8 protein-coding genes, 2 tRNA genes and 3 rRNA genes are annotated in these 12,425 nt (G+C 44.6%); 1 reads left to right on the forward strand and 12 read right to left on the reverse strand.

The window, feature by feature from the left end; translation table 11 throughout:
• Positions 1 to 26: 26 nt before the first annotated feature.
• The 8 genes from L6421_RS10215 to L6421_RS10250 form a co-directional block, all read right to left on the reverse strand.
• Positions 27 to 803 carry a type III pantothenate kinase gene (locus L6421_RS10215; protein WP_237261694.1) on the reverse strand — a complete coding sequence of 259 codons (777 nt, stop codon included), beginning with the start codon at positions 801 to 803 and terminating at the stop codon, positions 27 to 29.
• Between the two features lie 249 nt (positions 804 to 1,052).
• A 5S ribosomal RNA gene (gene rrf / locus L6421_RS10220) occupies positions 1,053 to 1,167 on the reverse strand.
• A gap of 156 nt (positions 1,168 to 1,323) precedes the next feature.
• Positions 1,324 to 4,191: ribosomal RNA gene (locus L6421_RS10225) — 23S ribosomal RNA — on the reverse strand.
• A gap of 498 nt (positions 4,192 to 4,689) precedes the next feature.
• Positions 4,690 to 4,765: transfer RNA gene (locus L6421_RS10230), tRNA-Ala, on the reverse strand.
• An 89-nt stretch (positions 4,766 to 4,854) separates the two neighbouring features.
• A tRNA-Ile gene (locus tag L6421_RS10235) sits at positions 4,855 to 4,931 on the reverse strand.
• Between the two features lie 79 nt (positions 4,932 to 5,010).
• A 16S ribosomal RNA gene (locus L6421_RS10240) occupies positions 5,011 to 6,556 on the reverse strand.
• The 16S, 23S and 5S rRNA genes sit together here with 2 tRNA genes alongside, the layout of an rRNA operon.
• Before the next feature lie 759 nt (positions 6,557 to 7,315).
• A complete protein-coding gene (gene tyrS, locus L6421_RS10245) occupies positions 7,316 to 8,506 on the reverse strand; it encodes a tyrosine--tRNA ligase (RefSeq protein ID WP_237261695.1) in 1,191 nt (396 codons plus the stop codon).
• 55 nt (positions 8,507 to 8,561) lie between these two features.
• Positions 8,562 to 9,515 carry a dihydroorotate dehydrogenase gene (locus L6421_RS10250; RefSeq protein WP_311195280.1) on the reverse strand — a complete coding sequence of 318 codons (954 nt, stop codon included), beginning with the start codon at positions 9,513 to 9,515 and terminating at the stop codon, positions 8,562 to 8,564.
• Positions 9,516 to 9,529: 14 nt separating this feature from the next.
• On the opposite strand from L6421_RS10250, the gene L6421_RS10255 reads away from it, so the two are divergent.
• Positions 9,530 to 9,994, forward strand: coding sequence for a tRNA (cytidine(34)-2'-O)-methyltransferase (locus L6421_RS10255; protein WP_237261697.1), 465 nt, complete (start codon positions 9,530 to 9,532; stop codon positions 9,992 to 9,994).
• A gap of 68 nt (positions 9,995 to 10,062) precedes the next feature.
• On the opposite strand, the gene L6421_RS10260 is transcribed toward L6421_RS10255, so the two are convergent.
• Genes L6421_RS10260 through L6421_RS10275 form a run of 4 tightly spaced genes read right to left on the reverse strand, consistent with a single transcriptional unit; the run spans position 10,063 to position 12,325 of the window.
• Positions 10,063 to 11,070 (reverse strand): NAD(P)H-dependent glycerol-3-phosphate dehydrogenase, encoded by a 1,008-nt coding sequence (locus L6421_RS10260; protein WP_237261698.1) that lies wholly within the window; start codon positions 11,068 to 11,070, stop codon positions 10,063 to 10,065.
• Positions 11,071 to 11,083: 13 nt separating this feature from the next.
• A complete protein-coding gene (secB, locus tag L6421_RS10265; protein WP_237261699.1) occupies positions 11,084 to 11,536 on the reverse strand; it encodes a protein-export chaperone SecB in 453 nt (150 codons plus the stop codon).
• Between the two features lie 37 nt (positions 11,537 to 11,573).
• The gene (gene grxC, locus L6421_RS10270) at positions 11,574 to 11,828 is read right to left on the reverse strand and encodes a glutaredoxin 3 (protein WP_237261700.1); all 255 of its coding nucleotides are present in this window, start codon (positions 11,826 to 11,828) and stop codon (positions 11,574 to 11,576) included.
• A gap of 56 nt (positions 11,829 to 11,884) precedes the next feature.
• A complete protein-coding gene (locus L6421_RS10275) occupies positions 11,885 to 12,325 on the reverse strand; it encodes a rhodanese-like domain-containing protein (protein WP_237261701.1) in 441 nt (146 codons plus the stop codon).
• Between the last annotated feature and the right edge of the window lie 100 nt (positions 12,326 to 12,425).

Consider the following 12,425-nt stretch of genomic DNA (forward strand, 5'->3'; position numbering starts at 1 on the left):
AACTTTTATAAGTTTTTTTTACTTTTTTAAGATTTTTTGACAGACTCTACAACATTGACCATTCCCTGCAATACTAAGTCGGGAATATAATCATAAGGAAAGTCTAAAAGTGGGCATAACTCGAGTGATTCACCACCAGTCATCACCACTTTGAATTGGGTACCTACCTGGGTATTCAAATCCTGAATAATTCGATTGATGAACGCAACGGTCATATACAAAGTACCACCTAATATAGCGGAGCTGGTATCGTTAGCTAACAGCTGATCAGCATCAGGAATCTGGATATCGGCGTTTGCAACTTGACTGGAGCTATAATCCTGTAAATTTGCGGTATCCAACGATAACGACCTACGCATGGTATGGATGCCTGGGACAATAAAACCACCCAGATGTTTTCCATTGATGACCGCATCGACTGTTAATGCGGTTCCAGCATCGATAACAATAGTGGGCTCTTTATAGACACCAATTGCACCCTGCATTGCAAACCATCGGTCAGCACCTAACAGATGAAAATCTTCATAGCCTGAGGTCAGGCCACAACAGGATTTTTGTGAAAACAATTGTATAGGGAATATCTGCCATTCAGATTGAATCAGTTGTTTGAGTGCATCGACTTTCTTAGCATCAGCAACGCTGGATATATAAACTTCATCAGGATAACCATCGATTTCAAAATCTGTAAATCCGTCATCAAGTATATCTATTAAGCGTATGGCTTCATAAGTTTCATATTGACCATCTATTACGGATGACCATTTAACAAAACTGTTACCGATATCTAAAAAAAGTTTATTCATAATCAATATGCGCCCAGCAAGAACAAAATTCAATCAAGTTTCTTATGCTTAAGATACTCCAAACACTTATATAGTGCTTTTTATAAGCAAGCTATGATACACAATTAACCATTCACATGCTCTGAATAAATAAGTGAATAGTGATATAAATCAGATAAAAGATTATTTCAAAAATATAAAATTTAGTACTAAAAAACCTAAAAAAAAACCCGCCGAGTGCTGAGCACAGGGCGGGTTTTTAGAATATAAGCTTGGCAATGACCTACTCTCGCATGGGACCTCCCACACTACCATCGGCGCTAAGACGTTTCACTTCTGAGTTCGGAATGGGATCAGGTGGTTCCATCTTGCTATTGTCACCAAGCAATTTGGTGTTACGGGCTGACGGTAGTCAACCTCGTAAAATTCTTTGGAATAGATCTAACTATCAGTATTCGGTATCTATTTGAGTATACTCAAGGTATATCACAACATCGCTTGTCGTTGATTTTCATCATCTTACAAGTCACTTTTGAGTTGTATAGTTAAGCCTCACGGGTAATTAGTACAAGTTAGCTTCATACATTACTGCACTTCCACACCTTGCCTATCAACGTCATAGTCTCTAACGGCCCTTCAGAAGACTTAAAGTCTAGGGAAAACTTATCTTGAGGCAGGTTTCCCGCTTAGATGCTTTCAGCGGTTATCCTTTCCGAACATAGCTACCGGGCAATGCCATTGGCATGACAACCCGAACACCAGCGGTTCGTCCACTCCGGTCCTCTCGTACTAGGAGCAGCCCCTCTCAATTTTCCAACGCCCACGGCAGATAGGGACCGAACTGTCTCACGACGTTCTAAACCCAGCTCGCGTACCACTTTAAATGGCGAACAGCCATACCCTTGGGACCGACTTCAGCCCCAGGATGTGATGAGCCGACATCGAGGTGCCAAACACCGCCGTCGATATGAACTCTTGGGCGGTATCAGCCTGTTATCCCCGGAGTACCTTTTATCCGTTGAGCGATGGCCCTTCCACACAGAACCACCGGATCACTAGAACCTGCTTTCGCACCTGCTCGACGTGTCAGTCTCGCAGTCAAGCACCCTTTTACTCTTGCGCTCATTGCACGATGTCCGACCGTGCTGAGGGTACCTTCGCGCTCCTCCGTTACTCTTTAGGAGGAGACCGCCCCAGTCAAACTACCCACCATACACTGTCCCTGACCAGGATTCACTGGCCTAGGTTAGAACCTCAATAATATCAGGGTGGTATTTCAAGATTGGCTCCACATCAACTGGCGTTGTTGCTTCAAAGCCTCCCACCTATCCTACACAGATAGTATCAAAGTCCAGTGCAAAGCTGTAGTAAAGGTTCACGGGGTCTTTCCGTCTAGCCGCGGGTACGCAGCATCTTAACTGCGATTTCAATTTCGCTGAGTCTCGGGTGGAGACAGTGTGGCCATCATTACGCCATTCGTGCAGGTCGGAACTTACCCGACAAGGAATTTCGCTACCTTAGGACCGTTATAGTTACGGCCGCCGTTTACCGGGGCTTCGATCAAGAGCTTCGCTTACGCTAACCCCATCAATTAACCTTCCGGCACCGGGCAGGCGTCACACCGTATACGTCATCTTTCGATTTTGCACAGTGCTATGTTTTTAGTAAACAGTTGCAGCCACCATTTTATTGCAACCCCCAGAAGCTTACGGAGCAAGTCCTTCACCTTAGGGGGCGTACCTTCTCCCGAAGTTACGGTACCATTTTGCCTAGTTCCTTCACCCGAGTTCTCTCAAGCGCCTTAGAATTCTCATCCTGACCACCTGTGTTGGTTTGGGGTACGATTTTTTATTACCTGAAGCTTAGAAGCTTTTCTTGGAAGCATGGCATCAATCACTTCGTCCAAAAGAGGACTCGTCATCAGGTCTCAGCATAAAGTATCCCGGATTTGCCTAAGATACATGCCTACATCCTTAAACTTGGACAACCATCGCCAAGCTGATCTAGCCTACTCCGTCCCTCCATCGCAGTAATAAAAAGTGCAGGAATATTAACCTGCTTCCCATCGACTACGCCTCTCGGCCTCGTCTTAGGGGTCGACTAACCCTACGTCGATTAACGTTGCGTAGGAAACCTTGGTCTTTCGGCGAGGGAGCTTTTCACTCCCTTTATCGCTACTCATGTCAGCATTCGCACTTCTGATACCTCCAGGACACTTTACAATGCCCCTTCGCAGGCTTACAGAACGCTCCTCTACCATGCATGTAAACATGCATCCGCATCTTCGGTATATTACTTAGCCCCGTTAAATCTTCGGCGCAGGCCGACTCGATCAGTGAGCTATTACGCTTTCTTTAAAGGGTGGCTGCTTCTAAGCCAACCTCCTGACTGTCTGAGCCTTCCCACATCCTTTCCCACTTAGTAATATTTAGGGACCTTAGATGGCGGTCTGGGTTGTTTCCCTCTTGACTACGGACGTTAGCACCCGCAGTCTGTCTCCCATGATTGTACTTGTTGGTATTCGGAGTTTGCAATGGGCTGCTAATCCTTGACGGACCGCTAGACCATAACAGTGCTCTACCCCCAACAGTAAGACATGAGGCACTACCTAAATAGTTTTCGAGGAGAACCAGCTATCTCCGGGCTTGATTAGCCTTTCACTCCGATCCACAGCTCATCCCCGCATTTTTCAACATACGTGGGTTCGGTCCTCCAGTACCTGTTACGGCACCTTCAACCTGGCCATGGATAGATCGCCCGGTTTCGGGTCTACACCATGCAACTAAACGCCCATTTAAGACTCGGTTTCCCTACGACTCCCCTATTCGGTTAATCTCGCTACATAATGTAAGTCGCTGACCCATTATACAAAAGGTACGCAGTCACAGAACAAGTCTGCTCCTACTGCTTGTACGTACACGGTTTCAGGTTCTATTTCACTCCCCTTCAGGGGTTCTTTTCGCCTTTCCCTCACGGTACTGGTTCACTATCGGTCAGAAGAGAGTATTTAGCCTTGGAGGGTGGTCCCCCCATGTTCAAACAGGATTTCTCGTGTCCCGTCTTACTCGATTTCACACTTAAAAGATTTTCGTATACAGGACTATCACCTTGTATCGTTAGACTTTCCAGACTATTCTACTAATCTTATAAATGCTTAAGGGCTGGTCCCCGTTCGCTCGCCGCTACTTAGGGAATCTCGGTTGATTTCTTTTCCTCCGGGTACTTAGATGTTTCAGTTCCCCGGGTTAGCCTCCTGCAAGCAGGATATCCATATTGGATGGGTTTTCCCATTCGGAAATCCACGGATCAAAGCATGTTTACTGGCTCCCCGTGGCTTATCGCAAGTTACTACGTCCTTCATCGCCTTCTTCTGCCTAGGCATCCACCGTGTACGCTTAGTCACTTAACTATACAACTCAAAAATAACCTTATGCCTTTTGTTAACTCCACTTAATTTGGTAGCTATACCATTTAATAACTAAGCTTCTGTTTATAAGGTCTGATGAGTGTACGCAACTAAAAGTTTTTCGCTGTCATGATATACGCTTGAGTATTCTCAATTATATATTTTACCTATACTTGATAACTCTTCCGATTCCTAAGAACCAGATTCGTTATCCAGTTTGCGTGGTAAGCACCTGGAAGGGATACTTACCACACCTATGTCACAAATGTCGGCTGTGACATAGGCTTCTCATTTGATTGAGTTCTTAGACCAACTACCTCTTAACTAAATAAGAAGCTTGTATCTAAAATCCTCAATCGAGAGATCTATTCCAAATTGTTAAAGAACTTTCAGTTTTGTCCGTTTCAATCAAATCGCTTTGACTAAAACAACCAATAGTACTGTTAATAAACTCTGCATTTAAATCTTTCAACTTAAACCAAAACTCATTAAGAGTAGTATTGGTGGAGCTATGCGGGATCGAACCGCAGACCTCCTGCGTGCAAGGCAGGCGCTCTCCCAGCTGAGCTATAGCCCCAATAGTATTTTGAGATGATTTGGATTTTTTTAGTTGCGAAGTTTGCTATCAGCAAATGAGCAAGTAAAAAGATTCAAAGCAGCCAAAATTGGTGGGTCTGGGTGGATTTGAACCACCGACCTCACCCTTATCAGGGGTGCGCTCTAACCAACTGAGCTACAGACCCGGGTCGTTCACTATACTTTCATGTAATTCAGAGACAATTTATGTGAAAACTCACTTAAGCTCGCAACCTTTTTTATCTTAAAGGAGGTGATCCAGCCCCAGCTTCCGCTAGGGCTACCTTGTTACGACTTCACCCCAGTCATGAACCACAAAGTGGTAAGCGCCCTCCCGAAGGTTAAGCTACCTACTTCTTTTGCAATCCACTCCCATGGTGTGACGGGCGGTGTGTACAAGGCCCGGGAACGTATTCACCGCGGCATTCTGATCCGCGATTACTAGCGATTCCGACTTCATGGAGTCGAGTTGCAGACTCCAATCCGGACTACGAAGGGTTTTTTGAGATTCGCGCACTGTTGCCAGTTGGCTGCTCTTTGTACCCCCCATTGTAGCACGTGTGTAGCCCATCCCATAAGGGCCATGATGACTTGACGTCGTCCCCGCCTTCCTCCGGTTTATCACCGGCAGTCTCTTTAGAGTTCTCAACTAAATGGTAGCAACTAAAGATAAGGGTTGCGCTCGTTGCGGGACTTAACCCAACATCTCACGACACGAGCTGACGACAGCCATGCAGCACCTGTCACTGCGTTCCCGAAGGCACCAATCTATCTCTAGAAAGTTCGCAGGATGTCAAGGGATGGTAAGGTTCTTCGCGTTGCATCGAATTAAACCACATGCTCCACCGCTTGTGCGGGCCCCCGTCAATTCCTTTGAGTTTTAATCTTGCGACCGTACTCCCCAGGCGGTCAACTTATCGCGTTAGCTTCGTTACTAATCTTTTTAATAAGACCAACAACTAGTTGACATCGTTTACGGCGTGGACTACCGGGGTATCTAATCCCGTTCGCTACCCACGCTTTCGCACCTCAGCGTCAGTTTTAAGCCAGGAAGTCGCCTTCGCCACTGATGTTCCTCCAGATATCTACGCATTTCACTGCTACACCTGGAATTCCACTTCCCTCTCTTAAACTCTAGACTACCAGTATCAGATGCAGTTCCCAGGTTGAGCCCAGGGCTTTCACAACTGACTTAATAGTCCGCCTACGCGCGCTTTACGCCCAGTAATTCCGAATAACGCTTGCACCCTCTGTATTACCGCGGCTGCTGGCACAGAGTTAGCCGGTGCTTCTTCTAAAGGTAACGTCAAATTAAGCAGGTATTAACTACTTAACCTTCCTCCCAATTGAAAGTGCTTTACAACCCTCGGGCCTTCTTCACACACGCGGTATGGCTGCATCAAGCTTTCGCTCATTGTGCAATATTCCCCACTGCTGCCTCCCGTAGGAGTCTGGGCCGTGTCTCAGTCCCAGTGTGGCTGATCATCCTCTCAAACCAGCTAGAGATCGTCGCCTTGGTGAGCCATTACCTCACCAACTAGCTAATCTCACGCGGGCTCATCCTATAGCGATACCTTCCAAGGAGAGGGCACCTTTACTCCGTAGAGCATATTCGGTATTAGCGTACGTTTCCATACGTTGTCCCCAACTATAGGGTAGATTCCCACGCGTTACTCACCCGTCCGCCACTCGACGCCTGAAAAAACAAGTTTTTTCATCGTTTCCGTCCGACTTGCATGTGTTAAGCCTACCGCCAGCGTTCATTCTGAGCCAGGATCAAACTCTTCAGTTTAATCTTGCTGATATATTTCAATTCCATCTCTGGAAATAAACACTCGGAATTGACAAAGTGAAACATGATAAATAAATAATAAATTATTCATTACCAATATACATATTTGTCAAAAATCGAGATTTTTTATTTGGTCACTCACTTAAGGAGTTTCCACATAAATTATCTCTGAATTACCTGATTTTTAAAGAACTTAGGTCTCTTCGAGAAGAAGCAACTCAGTGCTTTTCCTTCTCGGTAAGCCGCTTATTATAAGTGGATAATCAATTCATTGTCAACAATTTATTTTAAATTATTTTCAACTTTTTTCTTACCCGCTTCGTTAAACTTCATTCATATGAACCCTAACGCTAAGCGCTGTTCCAACCACTTCTACTCGCTACTTAGTAGCTTGTTTTCCGTGTCTGCGTTGGAACAGGTGCGTATTCTAACCATATCCGCCCACAACGCAACCTCTTTTTTCACCTTTTTGACACTTTTTTTACATTTAACACCATCACACGACTTAACCCCACTTTACTCACCTTTTATCCACAGCTTTATCCACATTTAGCCTTTTTTATATCCTTTTTCACCCTCCCATTTACTCCACCCCTTCTTCTGTTGCTGGCTTTTTTATCATCAGAAACAAAAAAGGCGCTGTCTTGCGACAGCGCCTTTTCTTATTATTAACCATTACTCTATATATCTGTATATCTAAAACGGGTGAATCCCCTAAGATATTAACTATACATATATAGTGTTATTTGGACATCTATATTAACTAATTGTAATTTTCGCAAATTTACGTTTACCAACTTGATAAACCGAAGTGGTTCCAACCGGCATTAGTTGACGGCTATCATCGACCTTTTCACCATTAATCTTTACCGCACCTTGTTTTGTCATGCGATGCGCATCAGAGGTCGTTGCAACCAGGCCTGCTTCTTTCAATAAATTAGCCAAAGGCATTTCACCTTGAATCGTCACTTCTTCGATATCATCTGGAATGGCGTTTTTACTAAATTTAGTTTCAAAATCTTTCAATGCATTTTGCGCATCTTCTTCTGAATGAAAACGTGTAATCAACTCCAACGCCAACTTAACTTTTACATTACGTGGGTTTTCACCATCTGCTACCGCTTGTTTTAGAGCCTCAATGGTTTCGATACTTTCAAAACTCAACAATTCATAATAACGCCACATCAATTCATCAGACACCGACATGACTTTACCAAACATGTCATTTGGCGCATCTTTGATACCAATATAGTTATTCAAAGACTTAGACATCTTTTGCACACCATCCAAACCTTCAAGAATCGGCATAGTCAAGGTACATTGCTGCGGCTTACCGTAATGACCTTGTAAAGTGCGCCCCATCAATAGGTTGAATTTCTGGTCTGTTCCACCTAGTTCAATATCTGCATCCAGAGCAACCGAGTCATAACCTTGCACCAAGGGATATAAAAACTCATGAATCGCAATCGGAGTATTGGAAGTGTAACGATCACCAAAATCATTACGTTCCAGCATACGGGCAACAGTCATCTTTCCAGCCAATTGAATCATCTCAGCAGCAGACATTTTTGACATCCACTCAGAGTTGAAAACTACTTTGGTTTTAGCAGGATCTAAAATCTTGAAAACCTGTTCTTTATAGGTCTCGGCATTTTTAGCGACCTCTTCCGCAGTTAATGGCGGACGAGTCACACTCTTACCTGTCGGATCACCAATCATTGCCGTGAAATCACCGATTAAGAACAGAACTTCATGCCCTAAGTCCTGAAACTGCTTTAACTTATTAATCAAAACCGTATGACCTAAGTGCAAATCCGCTGCCGTAGGATCAAAACCGGTCTTTACTCGTAGCGGCTTACCCTTCTCTAATTTTTCAATCAACTCTTTTTCAACCAGAATCTCTTCTGCGCCACGCTTAATAATGGCTAACTGCTCTTGTACTGTTTTCATACTAACTTCTTACTTTAAATTTTAACTTTGTAAACCTACCAGGCCTGGTAAGTGCTTAAACAGCACCACATAAAACCGTGTCGGTATTTAATTCTAACTGCCCCGTCATTTGTGAAACCGAGCTATAGCCGTTGGCTTGCATATATTTTGCAATCCCTTTATTGACCTTTTTCACCAATAAAGGGTCTTTAGCGACGGCCGTACCAATCGCCACCATAGAGGCACCTGCCAAAAAGAACTCGATAGCATCCTCAGCACTGGCAATGCCGCCCAATCCAACAATGGGAATATTATGTTGCTTGGCCACTTGATAAACCTGATGCACTTTCAACAAGGCTACCGGCTTAATGGCTGGCCCAGAAAGCCCTCCTTGGTTATTCCCCAGGGTTGGCATACGTGTATTCACATCAATCTGCATCCCCATCAAAGTATTGATGGCCGACAAAGCATCCGCACCGGCATCTATCACACGACGAGCACCTTCGGCAATATCGGTTTGGTTTGGCGATAATTTAACAATCAAAGGTTTGGTTGTTTTTGCACGGCAAGCTTCAACCACACGTGCTGCCATTTCAGGATCATTACCAAACGCCGCACCGCCTTTCTTTACATTAGGACAGGAGATATTCACCTCAATCGCCGGTAAGTCGGTGTCATTGAAAAGACTCACTACCTCGGCGTACTCTTCAATACTTGAACCTGATACATTAATAATGAACTGCGACTGACTTAAATCCAGCTTTGGCAAATACTCTTTGATAACAGCGTGTGCGCCGGGGTTCTGTAAACCAATTGAATTCAATAATCCACTCGGAGATTCCATCACTCGCTCTGGCTTATTACCCAGCTTTGGCTCTAAGGTTGTACCTTTTAAAAACACCGCACCGACATCTCGATTGGAAAAGCCTGAAACAGACTGGTATTCTATGCCATATCCAGCATTACCTGAGGCCATTGCCACAGGTGAATTGAAATGAATACCACAAAAATCAACCGATAAATCAACCACAGAAATCATCCTATATGTTACATATTATTCTTTACGAGCCTGAAATCCCGCAAAATACTGGCGCTTTGATTCGCCTTAGTGCCAATATGGGCGCCCACTTGCATTTAATTCACCCAATCGCTTTTGATCTAAGTGAGAAAAAGGTGCGAAGAGCTGGACTAGATTATGCAGAACTGGCCAATGTTCATGAACACCCAAATTTGGCAAGCTGTCTGGAAACCGTTAAACCTAATCGTGTCTTTGCGTTAACCACAAAAACCACGCGCTATTATACCGAGCCGAAATTTGAAAATGGCGACGCTTTTTTGTTTGGCCCAGAGACCAGAGGTTTACCTGCCGAAGTAATTGAGAGCTTGCCACCTGAACAACGTTTGACCATTCCCATGATGCCCGGCGGAAGAAGTTTAAACTTAGCCAATGCGGTTTCAGCGATGGCTTATGAAGCTTGGCGTCAGCTTGACTTCAATATGAATCTATAATTCGAACCTATAGAAACCAACCCAATCACCACCTCCCTTTGCGGGAAATGGTGATTAAAATCGCTACATCATTCCGACTTACCAGAACGCGTCATCAAAGCTTTTACCGCTTGTTGAGGCGAAATCTTCTCGGAAACCAGTAGATAAACCTGTTCCATAATCGGTAAATCCAAACCTAACTTATCCGCCAACTGCTTAACCGTCTTAACCGCTTTAGCACCTTCCACCACCTGACCGATCTCATTCATGACCTGCTCAGAAGACATATCGCCTCTTGCCAAACCAAAGCCAAAACGTCGGTTTCGGGATAAGTCATCGGTACAAGTCAGAACCAAATCACCCAGGCCTGCCAAGCCCATCATGGTTTCCGTTTGCCCGCCCAAAGCTTGGCTCAAACGCATCATTTCAACCATGCCTCTAGAAACCAAAGCCGCACGAGCATTGGCTCCCATACCCAAACCATCACTGATTCCGGTAGCAATTGCCATAATGTTTTTATAAGCACCGCCCACTTCAACCCCAATCATGTCCGACTGGGTATACATCCTAAAAGAGTCGCAATGGAACAGATCCGCCCAATACTGGGCTTCTTGTTCTTGATTGGATGCGCTGACCATCGCGGTAGGCAAACCTTTTGCCACTTCATTGGCAAAGGTTGGCCCAGATAAAACCGTTACGTTTGCCGTATCACCCAACACCTCAAAAGCCACTTCATGCAACAGCTTCTGAGTGACCGGCTCAAACCCCTTGGTTGCCCAAGCGATATGCACTGATCTACTGGCGACAACCTCTTTAATTGCCATCAAGGTTTGGCGAAACGCATTGCTTGGCACAACCAATAAAATGCCCTCGACCTGATAAAGTGCATCCACAAGACTTGCCACCGGATTTAAGTTATCAGGCAACTTTATCCCAGGAAGATAGCGTGCATTTTCGTGATCAGTTCTAAGCTGCTGAGCCTGTTCTTCGCGGTGCGTCCATAAATTTACAGCATGCCCTACTTTAGCAAGGTGTAACGCTAAGGCCGTACCCCAAGCACCCGCTCCTAAAACCGCTATCTTACGTGGACTAGACAATTCAAAACCTAACTTACTGTTCTGTTTCTGACTGTTGCGCTCTTTGCTGCATATGCTCGTGATACATCATCTCAAAATTCACCGGCTCAAGTAACAACTGAGGGAAACCACCACGGGCGACCAAGTCCGAAACCGTTTCACGTGCATATGGGAATAATGCCGTTGGACATTGCACTCCTAACATATAAGAAAGCTCCGCATCGTTAAAGCCAGCCAGAGTAAAGATACCCGCTTGCTCTACTTCGCATAAAAACGCCGTTTTGTCTTCCACTTTAGTTTGTGCGGTAACACGAACCACCACATGGTAGATATCGCCTTCCAGGTTACGGCTTTCGACATTCAAGTCCATTGCCAGGCCTGGTTGAAAGTCCGTAGTGAAAAGTTCAGGTGTATTTGGCGATTCAAATGAAACATCTTTTGTATAAATTTTTTGGATTACAAAAGTTTGCTGTGGTGCTTCAGACATGTTTTTTCCTTAGTTCAAATGTGTTCTATGTTCTTGATTACGCTTGTAGCAATGGATCGATTTCACCGCGTTTATCTGCCGCGGACAAATCATCGAACCCACCAATATGGTGTTCACCGATGAAAACCTGTGGCACAGTGTTACGGCCGGTTTTCGCTTCCAATTCCGCCCATTTCTCGGCATCGTTACCAATATCAATACTTTGGTATTCAACCCCTTTTGAATCCAGCAAACGTTTTGCCATCAAGCAATATGGACACGTTGCGGTACAATAAATTACGACTTCAGCCATGCTCTTATCCTCTTTAGGCAAAACCGCCCCTTCAACCGTAGACGGTTTCGCCTGTTTTACTTTTTTTTGTTTTTTTTAGACTTTTCTTTACCCACCGGCAAACCAGCGGCTTTCCACGCATTGATACCACCAGCCAAGTTATTGACATTGGTATAGCCGTTTTTTGCAATCATAGCCGCCGCACGTGCTGAACGTGCGCCCGTAAGACAATACACTAAAATAGGTGCTGTCTTATCGGACGGCAAGTGCCCCATTCTCGAACCGATATCCGATGATGAGATGTTAGTGGCATTGCCGATATAACCGTCTTTGTACTCACCCGCCGTGCGCACATCAAGTACAAATGCGTCATCATTGTATAAACGAGTAGCCTGATCTGTATTGACCGATTGATAACCCGCAATCTTGTCACCTACATAACTGTAGACCAACATTGCAGTAATTACGGCAACAGCGACAAATAACGGCCACTGCTCTTGAAAGAATTCATTAAACATTTACATTCCCTTAGTAGGTATATTTTCAAACCTAATGATTTTAACAGCGAAACTCGCTACAATAAACCGAATTGACTAAATATTTATTACGGTAGAAACC

It is taken from the genome of Thiomicrorhabdus immobilis (assembly GCF_021654855.1).
GTDB classification, from domain to species: Bacteria; Pseudomonadota; Gammaproteobacteria; order Thiomicrospirales; family Thiomicrospiraceae; genus Thiomicrorhabdus; species Thiomicrorhabdus immobilis.